This is a genomic window from Shimia isoporae (assembly GCF_004346865.1).
GTDB lineage: Bacteria > Pseudomonadota > Alphaproteobacteria > Rhodobacterales > Rhodobacteraceae > Shimia > Shimia isoporae.
This window is the reverse complement of the sequence record NZ_SMGR01000001.1, coordinates 1,802,109-1,819,643: the sequence shown is the minus strand read 5'-3', so window position 1 is coordinate 1,819,643 and position 17,535 is coordinate 1,802,109. Positions and strand designations below refer to the sequence as shown.

Sequence of the window (17,535 nt, the reverse complement as noted above, 5' to 3'; positions counted from 1 at the left end):
CCGCCCTGAAGAGTTGCAGTTAACGCCGATGACCGAGAGATTTTCCTTTGCCCTGAACGCCACCGACGGAAAGGCCCGCACGGGCGTGATTTCCACGCCGCGGGGCGAAATTCGCACGCCGGCATTCATGCCTGTTGGAACGGCCGCTACGGTAAAGGCAATGATGCCAGAAAGTGTGCGCCAAACAGGCGCCGACATTCTTTTGGGAAACACATATCACCTGATGTTGCGTCCGACCGCTGAACGCATTGACCGGTTGGGCGGATTGCACAAATTCATGAACTGGGAACGTCCGATCCTCACCGACTCGGGTGGTTTTCAGGTGATGAGCTTGGCGGGGTTGCGCAAACTTACCGAGCGGGGCGTGACATTCAAAAGCCACATCGATGGATCCAAGCACGAGTTGACGCCTGAGCGATCGATGGAAATCCAGAAACTTTTGGGCAGCGACATTGTCATGTGTTTTGACGAATGCCCCGCCTTGCCGGCAGATCGTGATCGAATTGCAGAAAGCATGCGCTTGTCGATGCGTTGGGCGGACCGGTCCAAGCAAGCATTCGGGGATCGTCCTGGGCATGCTTTGTTTGGGATTCAACAAGGTGGCCTTGAACAGGATTTTCGCGAAGAGTCGGCGGAAGCGTTGAGAGAGATCGGGTTTGACGGATACGCCGTTGGCGGACTTGCCGTAGGCGAGGGGCAGGAAGCGATGTTCGGGTGTCTCGACTTTGCGCCGGACATGCTTCCCGTCGACAGGCCGCGTTATTTGATGGGCGTGGGTAAACCTGACGACATCGTTGGCGCAGTTAAGCGCGGCATTGACATGATGGACTGCGTTTTGCCGTCTCGCAGTGGACGAACCGGGCAGGTGTTCACACGCCATGGGGTCGTAAACATCAAGAATGCCCGCCATCAGGATGACCCTCGGCCTTTGGATGAACAATGTAGCTGCCCGGCATGTCAGAACTATTCCCGCGCCTATTTGCATCATGTGTTCCGATCAAACGAGATGATTTCAGGGATGCTGCTCACTTGGCACAATCTCCACTACTTTCAGGAGATTATGCAGGGGATGCGTGATGCAATCGCTGCGGGGAGTTTTGACGTTTGGGAAACGGAATTCCATGCGCAGCGCGCGCAAGGGGACATTGAACCCATCTGACTTGAGCACCTGCGTGAGTGTCGACACTGTCGGGAAGCGGAAGCGTTGCCTTTCGGCTGCCAGCAAGCGGAAAATGCAGCTCATGATCTTCGGAGAATCGCACCGCGCAGTTGTCATCGCGGCGCGGGCCGTCGGATCGGGAAGCTGAACCAGTTTCGACAAAACCGCCTCTTTGTTTCGCATCTGGAAACAGTAGAGGCCAGAATATGTTGTTAAAAACATGACTCCGCGGCAGGGATTCCGTTGTATCCGGCTCCAGCGGCGAAATTAAGCAAATCGCTTAAAAGTACGGTTGGATGGTCTTTCTCGCCTTGTGACCCGCGGCGGGTAGGGGCATTGTAGCTGCCAACATAGAAAATGCGGTTGAATCGGTGGGGGCAGGCCCCCATTTCAGTAAGCCGAGGAAACAGAAAGTAGACGAGTGGTTGCCTAGAAGAGGGACCCGGGCTGCTTTGCTAGAACAAGGAAAACTCATGTTAGAGCCTCTTAATCCTTCTTACCCAGTCCTGCCGCTGCGCGACATTGTGGTGTTCCCACATATGATCGTGCCGCTGTTCGTAGGGCGGGACAAATCGGTCCGCGCGCTTGAAGAGGTGATGGCCGACGACAAGCAGATCCTGCTGTCCAGTCAGGTCGACCCCGCCGAGGATGATCCGGGTCACGACGGAATTTACCGCACAGGTGTATTGGCCAACGTATTGCAACTCCTGAAGTTGCCCGACGGAACCGTGAAGGTGCTGGTCGAGGGCCAGAGCCGTGTGAAGATCGTTGATTTCATCGACAACGATGACTTTTTTGAAGCGCGCGCCGAGCGTCTGGAAGAGATGCCTGGTGATCTTGCCACCATCGAAGCGCTGTTGCGTTCTGTTGGAGACGAATTCGAGCGCTATGCGAAGGTCAAAAAGAACATTCCGGAAGAAGCGCTGAGCGCCGTTGAAGATGCGGAAGAACCGGCGCGGCTGGCTGATCTTGTGGCCGGACATCTGGGCATCGAAGTTGATCAGAAGCAGGACCTTCTCGAAACCCTGTCCGTGAGCGAGCGCCTAGAGAAGGTGTTTGGCCTGATGCAGGGCGAAATGAGCGTTCTCCAAGTTGAGAAAAAGATCAAGACGCGTGTCAAAACGCAAATGGAGAAGACACAGCGCGAGTACTATTTGAATGAGCAGATGAAGGCCATTCAGAAGGAACTTGGCGACGGAGAAGAGGGCGAAGGCGAGATTGCCGAGCTTGAGGAAAAGATTTCCAAGACCAAGTTGTCCAAGGAAGCCAAGGAAAAGGCCGAGGGCGAGCTGAAGAAGCTCAAGAACATGAGCCCGATGTCTGCCGAAGCGACCGTCGTGCGCAACTATCTCGACTGGATGCTGTCCATCCCGTGGGGCAAGCGCGGTCGTGTGAAAAAGGACCTGAACGCGGCGCAAGGTGTGCTGGACAAGGACCACTATGGTCTTGAGAAGGTCAAAGAGCGCATCGTCGAGTACCTCGCTGTGCAACAACGTTCGGCCAAGCTCAAAGGGCCGATTCTTTGCCTTGTAGGCCCTCCCGGCGTTGGTAAGACCTCGCTTGGCAAATCCGTTGCAAAGGCGACTGGTCGCGAGTTCATCCGTATTTCGCTCGGCGGCGTGCGCGACGAGAGCGAAATCCGCGGCCACCGCCGGACTTATATCGGCTCCATGCCTGGCAAGATCATTCAGGCTCTGAAGAAGGCAAAGACCACCAACCCGTTGATCCTGCTCGATGAAATCGACAAGATGGGTCAGGATTTCCGAGGTGATCCGGCGTCTGCGATGCTTGAGGTGCTTGATCCGGAGCAAAACGGTACTTTCGTGGATCACTACCTTGAAGTGGAATACGATCTTTCGAACGTGATGTTCCTGACAACCGCGAACTCCTACAACATGCCCGGACCGCTTCTGGACCGGATGGAGATCATTTCGCTGGCGGGTTACACCGAGGACGAGAAGCGCGAAATTGCACGTCAGCACCTGATCGACAAGCAGATCAAGAACCATGGTTTGAAGAGTGGTGAATTCGAAGTGTCGGATGAAGCCATTCAGGAAATCGTGCGCACCTATACCCGTGAAGCGGGTGTGCGGAACCTTGAGCGCGAGTTGGCCAAGCTGACACGAAAGGCTGTCACGAAGATCGTCAAGGGCGATGCCGAAACCGTGTCAGTCACACCTGAAAATCTGGATGATTTCCTTGGTGTGAAGAAGTTCCGTTACGGCTTGGCTGAGGAAGAGAACCAGGTTGGTGTTGTGACCGGACTTGCGTGGACAAGCGTGGGCGGTGACCTGCTGCATATCGAGGGTCTGAAGCTGCCTGGCAAGGGACGCATGAAGACTACCGGTAAGCTTGGCGACGTGATGAAAGAGTCGATCGATGCGGCTTCGTCCTATGTGAGGTCCATCAGCCCGCAAATCGGCGTTAAACCACCGGTCTTCGACAAGATCGACATCCACGTGCACGTGCCCGATGGCGCAACGCCAAAGGACGGCCCGTCTGCTGGTTTGGCAATGGTCACGTCGATCGTGTCGGTGCTGACAGGCATTCCGGTGCGCAAAGATATCGCGATGACAGGTGAGGTGTCCTTGCGCGGCAACGCGATGCCGATTGGCGGCTTAAAGGAGAAACTCCTCGCGGCACTGCGTGGCGGCATCAAGACGGTTCTGATCCCTCAGGAAAACGAGAAGGATCTGGCGGACATCCCAGACAACGTCAAGGACGGACTGGAAATCATCCCGGTCAAGCACGTGTCCGAAGTTCTGAAGCTGGCGCTTGTTGAAGAGCCGGAAGCCATCGAGTGGGATGAAGCAGCGGAAGAAGCCGCCGCGGCCGCACTCAAGGCGGAGCAGGGGGCAAGCGCCACCGCGCACTGATTGTCAGACGGAAAAAGGCACAAACGCGCTCTCTTATCAGGGGGCGCGTTTTCTATTTTGGTTTGGCTTATCTTGTGTCTGAGGTGGGGTGAACCTGCAAGAAATAGTAATTCCTATGGTTTTTTCCGCGGTTGGCTGTTAGGGTCGGGGTGAGCAGTTCAGCGAGGACACAATGGCAAAAACACCCTCCACCAGCAGCACTCGCAAGAGTTCATCCGCTCGGAGTCGGGCCACGACGACGTCCCGATCCAGCAAAACCACCAGTAGCCGGAGCAAAACCACCACTAAGGCGACGGTGTCCGGCAAGACCGCGAGTTCCACCAAGGCGACAGCGACGCCATTGCCGCAGACAACAACGCGGGCAACCACCCGCAAGGTACCGTCAGATGTGGTAGTGACGCCCGAACTAGACAATTCCATGCAGCCGGACTTGCGGAAGAAAGAGTTGGTTGATTTGGCAGTTGATCGTTCCGGCGTGAAGAAACGGGACGCCAAACCCGCGATCGAGGCTGCGCTGGCAATTCTTGGTGAGGCGCTGGAGGCGGGACGCTCTTTGCAACTGCCGCCGCTGGGGCGGGTAAAAGTGCAGAGGTCCAAGGAATTGGACGACGGTCAGGTGATCGTTGCCAAGGTGCGTCGCAAGGGTGTGAGCGATGACGATGAGCCTTCGGAAAGCAATTCAAAAACAGATGGCGAGGGCCTTGCGAAGGCTGCGGAGTGAAGCTAGACAGCGCGACGCCGGGTGATTAGCTCAGTGGTAGAGCGCTTCGTTCACATCGAAGATGTCAGGAGTTCAAATCTCTTATCACCCACCATGTTTTGACGCGGGCGCTCCCTGAAAAAGGTCGAGCGCCCGTTGTTGATTTCGGCCACGGGTTTGGAATTTCCAGTGTGCGTCCAACAAAAATCCGCCGGAACGAATTTTTCTCAAAAAGGCTCTTGCGCTCCCCGTTTGGGAGGTTTAAACGCTGCTCCACCGGGTCGTTAGCTCAGTTGGTAGAGCGCTTCGTTTACACCGAAGATGTCGGGAGTTCGAGCCTCTCACGACCCACCATTCCCCTTCTCAGTACCGGCAAAACGCCTTTGGCTCGATCGTATCTGTCTGCCGTGCGTTGCGTTCGTGTTCAGGCGCTCTCTGAGTTTCTGAAGTGCTGAAAAAGGAAAAGGCGCCCCCAAATAGGGACGCCCAGAAGAATCGAGAGATTCTATGCCTTAGGTTGCAGGCGCACAGGCAACCGAACCGGCTTCTGTTGTTACCAGCGCGTAGCCCGCGTCACAGCTGGCGTTGCCAGCTTTGTCAAAGTTCGGCTGCAGGTAGACTGGCTCGGGCTCAGGCTGGGAGCACGCGGCGAGGGTCAGACCGGCGACGCAGAGGGCAGCATAGAGAGGTTTCATAGTTGAATTTCCTTTGAAAAGTGACTCGTTGCAGTGCCGATATCTAAACACATCATTAACAGTTCGCAAAGCCGTGAGCAGTAGATCGCTGATGTGCGGTAAACGCTTGGCGGGGCTTTGCGAAATTTCTTTGAATTCGGAGCGGATATGCGCTTGACGTGCCAGAGCGGTCAGCATAAACCACGCCTCACGCTGACGGGCACTGCCCTGACGCGGCAGCGAGCGGTTGTAGCTCAGTTGGTTAGAGTACCGGCCTGTCACGCCGGGGGTCGCGGGTTCGAGCCCCGTCAACCGCGCCACCGCTGCCAGCCTTGGTCCCCGGCAAAAGGGACACGCCGAAAGGCAAAAGCGCGGTTGTAGCTCAGTTGGTTAGAGTACCGGCCTGTCACGCCGGGGGTCGCGGGTTCGAGCCCCGTCAACCGCGCCACTTTCTCCTCAATTCCCGATGGAAAATGGTGCCTTAGAGCGCTTTGTTGAGGAACGCCCGCAATGCCGCAACCGTTTCCTGAGGATGCTGGTCAATGAAGAAGTGACCACCAGGCATGGCTTTGGCAGTCATATTCTCAAACCGGTTTTCCCAGGTGGCCGGTACATCATAAAATCTGTCCATAACGCCGTCCTGACCCCAAAGAACCAATGTCGGGCAGGTCACCCTTCGACCGAGGTCGGCAGAGTCGTGCTCATAGTCCAGATTCAGGGTCGCGCGATAGTCGTCGCACATTGCGCGTGTGGTTTCCGGATGCCTCCAGGCCGTGCGGTAAGCCGAGAGTTGGTCGGGATCAAAGTCTTCCGCTGTCGCATGTCCCCAGCCTGTGAGGCAGCTTAGGTAGTAACTGTCGGGGTCGGCTAGAATCATGCGCTCTGGTGCTGGTTCCGGCTGGGTTAGGAAGAACCAATGATAATAGGCAGCGGCCACCTCTTTGCGGAGATTGCTTAAGATATGATGGGTCGGGACGATGTCCATCACCGTCAGGCTTTCAATGCGGTCCGGAGCGTCCAGGGCCATGCGGTGGGCAGCGCGCGCACCACGGTCATGTCCGACCAGATGAAATCGCTCGAACCCCAAGGACGACATAAGGGCCAGTTGATCTTTGCCCATCTCACGAAACGTGTAGTTTTCGTAGCCTTCGGGTTTGGAGCTGTCTCCGTAGCCGCGCAAGTCTGCAAGAACGAGGCTGAATTCCGCCTTGAGCAGGTTGGCGACGTTTTTCCAAAGCGCATGGGTTTGAGGGTAGCCGTGCAGCATCAGGACGGGAGGACCTTCGCCCAGAGTGCGGTAGGCGATGAGCTGTCCATTGACTTCGGCAAATGCGGTTTCTGTGGTGTCGAACATACGCGCGCTCCAAAGAAAAGGGCGCGGGAAGTACCCGCGCCACTTAATGTCAGTTGGAGAGTGCGTCTAGAATGCGCGCCCAGGACCGAATGCCTTTGTGGAAACTCTCAAGATCGTATTTCTCGTTCGGAGAGTGGATTTGATCGTCGTCCTTTCCAAAGCCGATCAACATGGCGTCGACGCCGAGCAGGTCCTTGAAGAAACCTGCGATCGGAATGGAACCGCCGCATCCGACATAGGCTGCCGGACGGGGCCACTCATCGGAAAGCGCTTTGCGAGCTTTCTCGAAGGCCGGGTCTTCTATGGACATCTGCGACGCCGCAGAGCCTTTTTCCGTGCGGTAGTCGACGGTGAAGCCTTCAGGCAGATAGCTTTCGAGGTGATTGCGGAAACTTTCGCGAATCTTGTCGGGGTCCTGTTGCCCAACCAACCGGAAAGATACTTTGGCGGATGCTTCTGAAGGTAAAACGGTTTTAAAGCCGTCGCCGGTGTAGCCACCCCAAATGCCGTTCACATCGCAGGTTGGTCGCGACCAGATTTGCTCGAGAGGCGTGCGATCCTGTTCACCTGCCGGTGATTTCAGGCCCACGTCGCCAAGGTAGGTTTCGTGATCAAAACCGAGACCCTGCCATTGTGCGCGGACTTCGTCCGGCAGTTCAGGCACGTCGTCGTAAAACCCGTCAAGCGTCACTGCGCCGGTTTCATCGTGCAACGCGCCCAAGGCTTTGGTGAGAACACGGATCGGGTTCATAGCGATTCCGCCGTACATGCCGGAATGCAGGTCACGAGACGGACCAGTGATTGTGAAGTCTTCGGCCAGAAGACCACGCAACATAGTGGTGATGGCGGGCACAGCGCTTTCAAATAGGCCGGTGTCGCAGATCAGGGCAATGTCGGTTGTCAGTTCTTCGGCGTTTTCTTTCATGAATGGCACCAGAGAAGGCGACCCGCTTTCCTCTTCGCCCTCAAAGAAAAAGGTGATTTTGCAGGGGAGGGTGCCGTGAATGGCTTTCCACGCGCGACAGGCTTCGACGAAGGTCATCAGCTGGCCTTTGTCATCGGAAGAGCCGCGGGCCCGGATGACTTTGCCGGAAGGCGTGTCTTGCAATTCGGGATCAAACGGGTCGCGGTCCCACAGTTCGATAGGGTCAATCGGCTGAACGTCATAGTGACCGTAGAACAGCAAGTGCGGACCATTGCCTTCGACGTGCCCGACCACCATTGGGTGGCCCGGGGTAACGCGTTTTTCCGCTGTGGCGCCAATGCTTTTCAGATCAGCAACAAGCCAGTCAGCCGCCGCATCGCAGTGATCTTTGTAAGCTGGATCGGTGGAAACGGAGGGAATCCGCAACAGTTCGAACAGGCGGTCGATGGCTTCGGGCATATCCTGATCGATTCTAGCAAGTATTGCGTCAAGCGACATGGCGGTCTCCTTCTGAGGTTTTTTACGCACCGTTAACGCGCTGGTGCGACGATTTGCGGGGAGCCTAGCACCGGTTTTTGGACTGTCCAGCCTCGCAAAACCGCAATTTGATCGATATCAAAGCCGGTAATCAGCGCGTTAATCATTTTGTTGAGAAACAATTGGTGCGTCGCTAGACTGGTGACATTAGCACCAGCAATTTATAACGGCGTCCTAAAGAACGGACACCATCCGTTTAGACAGCGAAGGGGAGCCCTCTGTGGAGCGATCTGTAGATTTTTCGGCGCAGCTGGATAAGGCTTTGAACGACCTTCATGAAGAGGGTCGTTACAGAACCTTTATTGATATCGAGCGCCAGCAGGGCAACTTTCCACATGCGAATTGGACGCGTCCGGATGGCACCCAGCAGCCTATCACCGTTTGGTGCGGCAACGACTATCTTGGCATGGGGCAGCACCCTGTCGTTATGGGAGCGATGCACGACGCTATTGAAGCCGCGGGGGCGGGGTCCGGCGGAACGCGCAATATCTCTGGCACCACTGTGTTTCACAAAAAGCTTGAGGCAGAACTGGCGGATTTGCACGGCAAGGAATCAGCTCTGCTGTTTACCAGCGCTTACATCGCGAATGATGCGACTCTGAGCACGCTGCCGAAATTGTTTCCGGGACTGATCATCTACTCCGACGCACTTAACCATGCGTCGATGATCGAAGGTGTTCGCCGGAACGGCGGCGCCAAGCGCATTTTCCGTCACAATGATGTGGCCCATCTGCGTGAATTGCTGGAAGCAGACGATCCCAAGGCTCCAAAGTTGATCGCGTTTGAATCGGTTTACTCGATGGATGGCGATTTCGGGCCAATCGCGGAGATTTGCGATTTGGCGGATGAATTCGGCGCACTGACATATATCGACGAAGTTCATGCGGTTGGCATGTACGGCCCGCGTGGTGGCGGTGTCACCGAGCGCGACAACCTGGCGCATCGCATCGACATTATTAATGGCACGCTTGCCAAAGCCTATGGCGTGATGGGCGGCTATATCGCTGCATCAGAGAAAATGTGTGATGCTGTAAGGTCTTATGCGCCGGGCTTCATCTTTACGACGTCGCTTCCGCCGGCCATTGCAGCCGGGGCAGCAGCGTCGGTTGCGCATCTCAAAGAAGATCAAGACCTGCGTGACCAGCACCAGACACAGGCGAAGATTCTGAAATTGCGCCTGAAAGGGCTTGGATTGCCCATCATTGACCACGGAAGCCATATTGTTCCCGTGATTGTGGGGGATCCGATCCACACCAAGGTTCTGTCGGACCACCTGCTGTCGGATTATGGAATTTACGTCCAACCCATTAACTTTCCGACCGTCCCAAGGGGCACTGAGCGGCTGAGATTCACCCCGTCGCCCGTGCATGGCCCGGAAGAAATGGACAGGCTTATCAAAGGCATGGACGCCTTGTGGAGCCACTGTGCGCTGAATCGTGCCGATATTGCGGGCTGATTTACCCTAAGCTGTGATTTTCCTTATTTTCTGTTAGGATCGTGATAACAAAAGGGATCGGTCCGAATCGGGGAATGGCAGAGGACCGGCATCACGATGGGGCGAATTGGCATGATCGGGCGCAAGGCGAAGCGCAAATCCGAAGAAGTAGATACACGGCCTAAGGGCTATGACGACTTCGACGTGCGTCTTGGTGATATGATGCGCGGAGAACGTGCAACGATGGGCAAGTCCCTGTTGGATGTTCAGCGAGAGTTGAGAATTCGCGCCGCCTACATCTCCGCCATTGAAAACTGCGACCCCTCAGCATTTGAAACTCCAGGTTTTATTGCCGGATACGTGCGTTCATATGCGCGCTATCTGGAAATGGACCCGGAAATGGCATTCGAGAAATTTTGCGAGGAGAGCGGATTCTCCACCGCGCACGGTATGTCGGCGGAAGCGTCTACCATGCGCAAACGCGATAAGGTTCTGGCTGGAGTGTCCTCCGATCCATTCGCTGCGCCCAATACTCCATTTGCTCCCGCACAAGATTCGATTTTGTCGCGCGTTGAGCCGCGCGCAATTGGCAGTTCGCTGGTTTTGCTAGCGCTGATTGCCGGCATTGGGTACGGCGGCTGGAGTGTTCTCAATGAGATACAGCGTGTCACACTGGCGCCGGTAGAGCAGGCGCCTGTGGTGTTGGCCGATCTTGATCCGGTTAGCTCGGCGATTTCTGTATCTGACGAACCGGAAGATGCCACACAGGCGGCTGGCCTGTTCACGCCGCCGGCTGAGGCTTTGGATCGCCTGTATCGTCCGCAGGCGTTGGATGTTCCAGTTCTGGTGGCGCGCGATGCGCCCATTTCCCAATTGAGCCCCGACAATCTCGGACTGTTCACACCGGATACACCGTTGTTCGCCGAAGCGGCACCTGAGTTGGGCGACCTTCCAGTGCCAAAGGTGATCGAAGACGGTGCACCAGAAGTGGTCATCATGGCAGTACGGCCTGCTTGGGTGCGAGTGCGCTCCTCCGAAGGCACAGTTTTGTTCGAAAAGATCCTCGATGCCGGCGAAGAATACGTCCTTCCAGCAACGGAGGAGGCGCCCACCTTACGCGCCGGTATGTCTGGTTCGGTGTACTTCAAGCTGAACGGTGAAATTTACGGTCCGGCTGGCGAAGGTACCGGGACAGTCAGAGATTTGGCTTTGGACGTCAATGGCTTGCGAGACGGATTTGAAGTTGCGGACCTGGACAGCGATCCCGAGCTCGCCCGTATCGTTGCGCTGGCAGCTGCGCAGAATGTGGTCGTGGAGGACGAGTGACAACAGCGTGACCACCCTACGCATTGCGCCTTTGGGCGCGACGGATTAGACAAGCCCCAAACCTAGCGGTGAGGGGCTTTTTCATGTCCATGAATCACATTCGACCCTGGCGGAACATCGAGCGGCGGAAATCGCGTCAGATCATGGTGGGGAATGTCCCTGTCGGTGGCGATGCGCCGATTGCGGTGCAGACGATGACCAACACGGATAGCGGGGACGTCAAAGCCACGCTGGGGCAAGTTCTAGCGGCGGCAGAAGCCGGTGCGGACATTGTGCGGATCTCGGCGCCCGATGTGGCAGCGACGACTGCGCTGAAGGAAATCTGCAAAGAAAGCCCTGTGCCGATCGTTGCGGACATCCACTTCCACTACAAACGCGCGATTGAAGCCGCAGAGGCGGGGGCGGCCTGTCTGAGGATAAACCCAGGAAACATCGGCGACGAGAAGCGGGTCAAGGAAGTTATCAAGGCGGCACGTGATCACGGATGTTCGATCCGGATCGGTGTAAATGCGGGTTCGCTCGAGAAGCATCTGCTCGAGAAATACGGTGAGCCGTGTCCCGATGCGATGGTTGAAAGCGGTCTTGAGCACATCAAGATATTGCAGGACAACGACTTTCACGAGTTCAAAATCTCGGTGAAGGCCAGCGATGTGTTTATGTCAGCTGCGGCCTACCAGATGCTCGCGGACGCGACTGATGCGCCGATCCACCTAGGTATCACGGAGGCCGGAGGATTTGTCAGTGGAACGATCAAATCCGCGATCGGCCTTGGTCAACTTCTGTGGATGGGGATTGGCGACACACTGCGTGTTAGCTTGAGTGCTGATCCGGTTGAAGAAGTGAAGGTTGGTTTCGAAATTCTGAAGAGTTTGGGGCTGCGTCACCGCGGTGTGAACATAATCAGCTGTCCAAGCTGTGCCCGACAGGGTTTTGACGTGATCAAGACGGTGGAAACACTGGAACAAAGGCTTGCTCACATACACACCCCAATGAGCCTTTCGATCATTGGCTGCGTTGTAAACGGACCGGGTGAGGCGTTGATGACCGACGTTGGTTTCACCGGAGGTGGGGCCGGATCGGGCATGGTGTATCTGGCTGGTAAGCAAAGCCATAAGCTGAGCAACGATGATATGGTTGAACATATCGTGGAGCAGGTTGAGGCCAAGGCGGCCGCGATCGAAGCGGCAAAGGCTGCTGAAGAGGCTGCAGAGTAGTCAGTCAAGTCTGACCGGATTATCTGAAGCCGGCTCTCAGACCGCCTGCCACGCATCGGTATTGCGTCTGTGTCGACCTGTGGATTTTCAATCCACCGTCAAGGCGTTGCCCGGGGCAGCGTTCGCATTTGCCCCGAGCGTTGTCTTGTTGTTAACCGCGCTTGTCTGCGACCATGGATTTCATGGCCTCAAGCGGCAGATATCCGCGCAGCAGTTCGTCTTTCATCACGAATGTCGGTGTGCCTGAAATCTGTAGCGCGCGCGCCAATTGTTGCGTGGCACGCAGTTCGGACGTGACATCTTCGCTTTGCATGCGCGCGAGGATTTCATCGCCGTCATAACCGAAGCTGGAGGCAAGCTTGGACAGCACTTTTTCGCTCGGGTCTTTCCGCATGGTGATCAGGGCGTCGTGGGCCAGCTTGTAGGCTTCGTCGCCGTGAAGCTGTTTTATAGCGATCGCGAAACGGGAAGAGGCAACTGAGGCTTCGCCGAGGATTGGAAATTCTTTGACGATCAGTTTGATGTTGCCGTCCGACTTTACCAGTTCGGCCACTTCGTCATGGGCCTTGCGGCAGTAACCGCAGCGATAGTCTACGAACTCCACCAGGGTGATGTCGCCGTCTGGATTGCCACCAACCCATGAAAATCCGTCGTTAAAGATTGCTTCGGCATGTGCCGCAATCATTGCGTCGTCATTGGCGGCCTGTGCGTTGGCCTGGCGCTCTTCGAGAACGGCGACGGCTTCCATGATAATTTCGGGGTTATCAAGCAAGTAGGCGCGAACCTCAGCACGGAACGCTGCGCGTTCCTCGTCTGACATGCTGTCAAGATCCAGCGCCGAGAGCGGGGCAGTTGTCAGGCTGAGAGCCAGTGCGGAAGTGGCGAGAATGCGTTTCATTGGAAAGCTCCGTTATCGTTTTTTGCGGTTGGCACGCTTTGCGGCGGCCAGAATGTCTTGGGCACGGCGATACGCGCTAGAGCCGCGTGGGAGAAGACCCAAAGCGCGTTGGGCGTGAATTTCGGCGTCTTGGAGCCGACCGGCGAGCGCGTAGCGTTCGGCGGTAGAGACAGAGGCCATGCCGTTGTTGCCCACTTGGGCATAGGCCGAGCCAAGATCGCGCAGTACGCGCATATTTCGAAAATCGAGGCTGCGGGACTTTTCAAGATACTGCAGGGCCTCTTTGGGACGATCAATTGTCAAGAGAGCCCGGCCGAGGTTCCCGAGGATCAAGGGATCGCGCGGCGCGAAGTCGGCGGCGGTTCGGTAGGCCGTCACTGCGCTCTGAAACTGGCGGCCCTGAAGAAGGATCTGGCCCTTGAGATCATAATATTGGGCGTCGTTTGGACGCAGTTCGATGGCTTTGCCGATATGGTCGAGCGCTTTGCTGCGTTCCTGCTGGCGGTGGTGCGCCACGGCCAGTCGCATGTGTTGAACATCCTTGGCGGGACTCTCCCGGTATCGCTGAAAGGTCCATTTGGGAGGGCGTTGAAAAGCCGTCGCTTTGGCACGGGCGCGGTCATACCAGTAGTCGAGTTCCGGTTGCGCGCGCGCACTGCCGGAATAGGCCGAAACAAAGCGTTCCATCGCGCGGATGCGGTCCCGTGTCAGAGGGTGGCTGCGCATGTACGGATCTTGGCGGGTAACGTTGAGATGTTCTTGCCCTTCGAAAAGTTGTTGTACCTCGAGCATACCAACGGGGTCGATTCCAGCCGTTGCCATATATCGCACGCCCGATTGATCAGCGGAGGCTTCTTCTGCCCGCGTATGCGCAAAGAACTGACGTTGGGCGGAGGTTTGTGTGCCAAGTGCAAGTGCTCCCGCAACATCGCCACGGCCGGTGGCAGCAGCGGCTGCGAGAGCCAGCGCGAGGCCAAGGCCTGCGGCGGTCCGAGCGCTGTCAAGATTGGTCATACGGCGGGTGATGTGCCCGTTGGCAATGTGCGCGGCTTCGTGGGCAATCACACCTTGGAGTTTCTCCGGAGTGTCCAACCGCATCAGCAAGCCTGTGTGGATGTAAATATGACCTGAATCGACGACGAATGCGTTGAGGCTGGGATCATCGATCAAGAGAAGGCGGACGGTGCCACCAAGACCCGAAGCCTGCAAAATCGGGGCGGCAAGCCGCGCCAGCGCATTCTCTACATCGCTGTCGCGGATCAGGGTGGCTGCGCGGGCAGGGGCGGTTGCCCAGACCAGAAGAAGGGCAGCAACCAGAAAGGTCCCAAAAGCAGGCAGAGAGCGCATTGACGGCGCCTGATTTTTTCGATGAAACCTCATGTGGGCCAATAGGGAACAAAACGATGCGGAACTCAAGGCGTGGGGCGGTTGATCCCTTCATTGTGATGGATGTAATGGAGGCCGCGCGTCAGGCAGAAGCAGACGGGCGCCACATCATTCACATGGAAGTTGGTCAACCGGGGACCGCGGCGCCAAAGGGCGCACAAGAGGCGCTGGCCAAAGCAATGCAAGAAGATGCGCTCGGGTACACGGTGGCGTTGGGTATTCCGGAGTTGCGCGCCAAAATCGCAGAGCTTTACGGTGAATGGTACAATATCGACCTCGATCCGGGCCGGGTGGTCGTGACCTCAGGCAGCAGCGGGGCGTTCCTTCTGGCTTTCACAACGCTGTTTGAGGCCGGTGAGCGGGTTGCTATCGGTGCCCCCGGGTATCCGAGCTATCGCCAAATCCTCAAGGCCTTGAGCCTTCGGCCACTGGACGTGCCCAGTGCGCCGGAAAATCGCCTCCAACCTGTGCCGGACGATTTGCGAGCGATGGATTTTGAAGGATTGATGGTCGCTTCTCCGGCCAATCCGACGGGTACGATGCTAGATAGGGGCGCGATGAAGGCGCTGATCGACCTTTGTCACGACAAAAACGCCGCATTTATCAGCGATGAGATTTATCACGGCATCGAATACGAGGCGAAAGCCGTGACGGCGTTGGAGCTGACGGACGACTGCTATGTGATCAATTCCTTCAGCAAGTATTTCAGCATGACCGGCTGGAGAGTGGGCTGGATGGTGGTGCCCGAAGATCACGTGCGCAAGGTAGAGCGGTTGGCCCAGAATATGTTCATATGCGCGCCTCACGCCAGTCAGGTCGCTGCGCTGGCGGCGATGGATTGTCGCGATGAGCTTGAGGCGAACATGGCAGTTTACCGGGCGAACCGGAAACTCATGGCAGACGGGTTGCCGAAAGCCGGATTTGACAAGTTTGCGCCGCCTGATGGCGCGTTCTATTTCTATGTTGATGTAAGTGAGCACACGGAAGATAGCCGCGCATTTGCGCGGGAGATTCTGCATGAAGCGGGCGTCGCTGTGACACCCGGATTGGATTTTGACCCGGTGAGAGGCGCGGGAACGCTGCGGTTTTCCTATGCGCGGGCAACTGAGGACATCGCGGAGGGACTCGCGCGGCTTGAGGCCTTTATGGCGAAGCGAGGGTAAGCGGTGCTCAGGCTGCCTGAATGAAGGGTTTGTCCGGCCAGTTTACACGGTTGCGCCCCTGCGATTTTGCGTCGTAAAGCGCTGCATCTGCCGCTGCGAGCAACTCTTCGGGCGTCGCTGCATCGGTCATGTTTGTGGCGCAGACACCAAAGCTACAGGTGATTGACAGGCGCGGGGCGTCCTGCAGGATCGGTGCTTCGGAGATCAGGTTGCACATGTGTTCCGCCAAACCAACGGCTTCGGCCTGTGTTGTGTCCGGCAGGATCAGGGCAAACTCTTCGCCGCCATACCGGCACAGCCGGTCCGGTTCGCGCAGGGAAACTGAAGCGAGACGGTTTGCCAGGCTTTGGAGCACGAGGTCACCAACCGGATGGCCATGGGTGTCGTTGATCGCCTTGAAGTGGTCGATATCGAAAATAACGACGGCGGTCGGGCGGGTTTCCGCCACGCCTTCGGCAAAACTGTTGGCCAATTGCCAGTCGAAAGACTGTCGATTGAGCAGGCCGGTCAGGTGGTCGTGTCGAGACTTGTGCAGCGCGTCGGAGTGTTGTCGGCGCAGTTCAGCGCGTTCGTTTTCTAACTCGCGAGCGCGCGAGAGCGCCGCGGTAGCGCGACGGCTGACAACCTGACCATAGACAGACACGAGAATTATGACGGCGACAGGAACGATATTGAATTCGTATCCTATGGTCTGGGATGAAACCACGTCATGCACAGCAGAGAAGGCGCAGAAACACCCGGCAAGAACGAGCCCGCCTACGCCTTCCACACGGTTTCTCAAGCTGTGGGTGAGGTGCAGGATAGCAGGTGTGAAAGACACAAATACATAGGCCTGTGCCACAATCAGGGCTGAGTAAAGATAGTCCGTTGGCAGCACCAGAATTCCAAGGGTGAGCGATAGACCCAGACCATGGACAGGGCCGTGTACAGGAAAGGGGAACCGACGCGGTAACAGAACCTGGTGAAGGCCGAGCGCGACCGAGCACAAAACCGGGATCAGGCCTATCTCGAGGCGCATGCGCAGGCTGTGCCATTCCGGGCCGAACAGGGTTTCGATCATGTCAGTGGCCGCGAAGGCGCGGAGGGTTGCGCCAAGTGCAAGCAAAGTCAGGAGACGCGCTGCGCGGTCTCGTGGGAAGGCGCGCAGCAAGAGCAGGTTTTTGACGCAAACCAGCAACATAGCGCCAATGGCCATGCCGGTCAGAAGGCTTTCGATCAAAAACGCCGATTTGGCGGCGCGAGCCGTGGTGATGATTGGGGTGAGGTTTATCCCACCCCATGACATCAGTTCTTTGCGCACGTGCACCAGAAGCAAACCTTCCCCAGTGAAGGGCAACGGCAGTGTCAGGTTCTGGACGGCCGGAACAAGGTCGCCTTTCAGCGTGCCTTGCTGGGTCAACAGGCGAGCGTTTTCAGGCTCGTTGAGCGGCACCCAGATCAATCGATATGCGTCGCGGATTACAGGTACTGTCAGTACCAGATCATTGCGTGCCACAGCGGGCAGCGAGATATGTGCGACGTACGTGGCCTTACCATGCGCGAAAGGGTTTTCGCGGGACCTAGGGGCCTTGTCGACCCAATTTCCCGGCACGTCTATCGATTTTAGTTCGCCGTTTTGGAAAGCCTGTATCGCGGCTTCGGGTTCTAGGTGAGTATCGAAGGCAAAGGCCCAGACACCGTCCAGATTGACCGGATCAAAATCACCAGTCTGAGGCGATTGCACATGAAAATGGTCCGCCGAGTTCGCAGAAGCACCTATTGGCGCAAATAAGGCAAAGATCGCACAAAACCAGATTTTCAAAAGTGAGGACAATTGAGACATCCATTGGCTCATTGGGGAGATACTTGCTTAAGCAAGAATGTTTAGGAGGGCGTTAATTTCTGGGTC

General features: G+C 56.7%; 14 protein-coding genes and 4 tRNA genes. 11 read left to right on the top strand and 7 right to left on the bottom strand.

Annotated features, from left to right (window positions below; all coding sequences use genetic code 11):
* Positions 1-28: 28 nt before the first annotated feature.
* Both tgt and lon read left to right on the top strand, forming a co-directional pair.
* Complete coding sequence (gene tgt, locus BXY66_RS08920) at positions 29-1,159, top strand: tRNA guanosine(34) transglycosylase Tgt (protein WP_132859771.1); 1,131 nt, start codon at positions 29-31, stop codon at positions 1,157-1,159.
* Between the two features lie 473 nt (positions 1,160-1,632).
* The gene (gene lon, locus BXY66_RS08915) at positions 1,633-4,035 is read left to right on the top strand and encodes an endopeptidase La (RefSeq protein WP_132859770.1); all 2,403 of its coding nucleotides are present in this window, start codon (positions 1,633-1,635) and stop codon (positions 4,033-4,035) included.
* Positions 4,036-4,173: 138 nt separating this feature from the next.
* On the opposite strand, the gene BXY66_RS08910 is transcribed toward lon, so the two are convergent.
* On the bottom strand, positions 4,174-4,455 hold the full coding sequence (locus BXY66_RS08910) for a hypothetical protein (RefSeq protein ID WP_132859769.1): 282 nt from the start codon (positions 4,453-4,455) through the stop codon (positions 4,174-4,176).
* Between BXY66_RS08910 and BXY66_RS08905 the strand changes: the two genes are divergently transcribed.
* The 3 genes from BXY66_RS08905 to BXY66_RS08895 all read left to right on the top strand — a co-directional run bounded on the left by BXY66_RS08905 (position 4,454) and on the right by BXY66_RS08895 (position 5,089).
* Complete coding sequence (locus BXY66_RS08905; RefSeq protein WP_243694331.1) at positions 4,454-4,756, top strand: HU family DNA-binding protein; 303 nt, start codon at positions 4,454-4,456, stop codon at positions 4,754-4,756. The genes BXY66_RS08910 and BXY66_RS08905 overlap by 2 nt on opposite strands.
* Before the next feature lie 19 nt (positions 4,757-4,775).
* A tRNA-Val gene (locus BXY66_RS08900) sits at positions 4,776-4,850 on the top strand.
* Between the two features lie 163 nt (positions 4,851-5,013).
* Positions 5,014-5,089, top strand: a tRNA-Val gene (locus BXY66_RS08895).
* A 158-nt stretch (positions 5,090-5,247) separates the two neighbouring features.
* On the opposite strand, the gene BXY66_RS08890 is transcribed toward BXY66_RS08895, so the two are convergent.
* Complete coding sequence (locus BXY66_RS08890; protein WP_132859768.1) at positions 5,248-5,430, bottom strand: hypothetical protein; 183 nt, start codon at positions 5,428-5,430, stop codon at positions 5,248-5,250.
* A 222-nt stretch (positions 5,431-5,652) separates the two neighbouring features.
* Between BXY66_RS08890 and BXY66_RS08885 the strand changes: the two genes are divergently transcribed.
* Positions 5,653-5,729: transfer RNA gene (locus BXY66_RS08885), tRNA-Asp, on the top strand.
* A 51-nt stretch (positions 5,730-5,780) separates the two neighbouring features.
* Positions 5,781-5,857, top strand: a tRNA-Asp gene (locus BXY66_RS08880).
* Between the two features lie 33 nt (positions 5,858-5,890).
* Here the strand turns inward: BXY66_RS08880 and BXY66_RS08875 are convergent.
* Together BXY66_RS08875 and BXY66_RS08870 are read right to left on the bottom strand one after the other, a co-directional pair.
* On the bottom strand, positions 5,891-6,763 hold the full coding sequence (locus tag BXY66_RS08875; protein ID WP_132859767.1) for an alpha/beta fold hydrolase: 873 nt from the start codon (positions 6,761-6,763) through the stop codon (positions 5,891-5,893).
* 49 nt (positions 6,764-6,812) lie between these two features.
* On the bottom strand, positions 6,813-8,186 hold the full coding sequence (locus tag BXY66_RS08870) for a M20/M25/M40 family metallo-hydrolase (RefSeq protein WP_132859766.1): 1,374 nt from the start codon (positions 8,184-8,186) through the stop codon (positions 6,813-6,815).
* 259 nt (positions 8,187-8,445) lie between these two features.
* Here BXY66_RS08870 and hemA point away from each other — a divergent pair, with 259 nt between their 5' ends.
* From hemA to ispG, 3 genes are all read left to right on the top strand, one after another.
* Complete coding sequence (gene hemA / locus BXY66_RS08865; protein WP_132859765.1) at positions 8,446-9,681, top strand: 5-aminolevulinate synthase; 1,236 nt, start codon at positions 8,446-8,448, stop codon at positions 9,679-9,681.
* A gap of 96 nt (positions 9,682-9,777) precedes the next feature.
* Positions 9,778-10,986: a helix-turn-helix domain-containing protein gene (locus tag BXY66_RS08860; protein ID WP_341785796.1), complete on the top strand. Its 1,209-nt coding sequence runs from the start codon at positions 9,778-9,780 to the stop codon at positions 10,984-10,986.
* 83 nt (positions 10,987-11,069) lie between these two features.
* Entirely contained in the window at positions 11,070-12,200 is a 1,131-nt protein-coding gene (gene ispG, locus BXY66_RS08855; RefSeq protein ID WP_132859763.1) for a flavodoxin-dependent (E)-4-hydroxy-3-methylbut-2-enyl-diphosphate synthase, read from the top strand.
* A 151-nt stretch (positions 12,201-12,351) separates the two neighbouring features.
* On the opposite strand, the gene BXY66_RS08850 is transcribed toward ispG, so the two are convergent.
* Together BXY66_RS08850 and BXY66_RS08845 are read right to left on the bottom strand one after the other, a co-directional pair.
* Complete coding sequence (locus BXY66_RS08850; protein ID WP_132859762.1) at positions 12,352-13,098, bottom strand: DsbA family protein; 747 nt, start codon at positions 13,096-13,098, stop codon at positions 12,352-12,354.
* Positions 13,099-13,110: 12 nt separating this feature from the next.
* The gene (locus tag BXY66_RS08845) at positions 13,111-14,445 is read right to left on the bottom strand and encodes a M48 family metalloprotease (RefSeq protein WP_243694330.1); all 1,335 of its coding nucleotides are present in this window, start codon (positions 14,443-14,445) and stop codon (positions 13,111-13,113) included.
* A gap of 56 nt (positions 14,446-14,501) precedes the next feature.
* Between BXY66_RS08845 and BXY66_RS08840 the strand changes: the two genes are divergently transcribed.
* On the top strand, positions 14,502-15,647 hold the full coding sequence (locus tag BXY66_RS08840) for a pyridoxal phosphate-dependent aminotransferase (RefSeq protein ID WP_132859760.1): 1,146 nt from the start codon (positions 14,502-14,504) through the stop codon (positions 15,645-15,647).
* A gap of 7 nt (positions 15,648-15,654) precedes the next feature.
* Here the strand turns inward: BXY66_RS08840 and BXY66_RS08835 are convergent, their stop codons facing one another.
* The gene (locus tag BXY66_RS08835; RefSeq protein WP_165929134.1) at positions 15,655-17,469 is read right to left on the bottom strand and encodes a GGDEF domain-containing protein; all 1,815 of its coding nucleotides are present in this window, start codon (positions 17,467-17,469) and stop codon (positions 15,655-15,657) included.
* Between the last annotated feature and the right edge of the window lie 66 nt (positions 17,470-17,535).

What these genes read in the sequence shown, in the direction of transcription:
- tgt (WP_132859771.1), top strand. Translation starts at nt 29, where the DNA reads ATGACCGAGAGATTTTCCTTTGCCCTGAACGCCACCGACGGAAAGGCC.
- lon (WP_132859770.1), top strand. Translation starts at nt 1,633, where the DNA reads ATGTTAGAGCCTCTTAATCCTTCTTACCCAGTCCTGCCGCTGCGCGAC.
- BXY66_RS08905 (WP_243694331.1), top strand. Translation starts at nt 4,454, where the DNA reads ATGCAGCCGGACTTGCGGAAGAAAGAGTTGGTTGATTTGGCAGTTGAT.
- BXY66_RS08910 (WP_132859769.1), bottom strand. Translation starts at nt 4,455, where the DNA reads ATGGAATTGTCTAGTTCGGGCGTCACTACCACATCTGACGGTACCTTG.
- BXY66_RS08890 (WP_132859768.1), bottom strand. Translation starts at nt 5,430, where the DNA reads ATGAAACCTCTCTATGCTGCCCTCTGCGTCGCCGGTCTGACCCTCGCC.
- BXY66_RS08875 (WP_132859767.1), bottom strand. Translation starts at nt 6,763, where the DNA reads ATGTTCGACACCACAGAAACCGCATTTGCCGAAGTCAATGGACAGCTC.
- BXY66_RS08870 (WP_132859766.1), bottom strand. Translation starts at nt 8,186, where the DNA reads ATGTCGCTTGACGCAATACTTGCTAGAATCGATCAGGATATGCCCGAA.
- BXY66_RS08860 (WP_341785796.1), top strand. Translation starts at nt 9,778, where the DNA reads ATGGGGCGAATTGGCATGATCGGGCGCAAGGCGAAGCGCAAATCCGAA.
- ispG (WP_132859763.1), top strand. Translation starts at nt 11,070, where the DNA reads ATGTCCATGAATCACATTCGACCCTGGCGGAACATCGAGCGGCGGAAA.
- BXY66_RS08850 (WP_132859762.1), bottom strand. Translation starts at nt 13,098, where the DNA reads ATGAAACGCATTCTCGCCACTTCCGCACTGGCTCTCAGCCTGACAACT.
- BXY66_RS08845 (WP_243694330.1), bottom strand. Translation starts at nt 14,445, where the DNA reads ATGCGCTCTCTGCCTGCTTTTGGGACCTTTCTGGTTGCTGCCCTTCTT.
- BXY66_RS08840 (WP_132859760.1), top strand. Translation starts at nt 14,502, where the DNA reads ATGCGGAACTCAAGGCGTGGGGCGGTTGATCCCTTCATTGTGATGGAT.
- BXY66_RS08835 (WP_165929134.1), bottom strand. Translation starts at nt 17,469, where the DNA reads ATGTCTCAATTGTCCTCACTTTTGAAAATCTGGTTTTGTGCGATCTTT.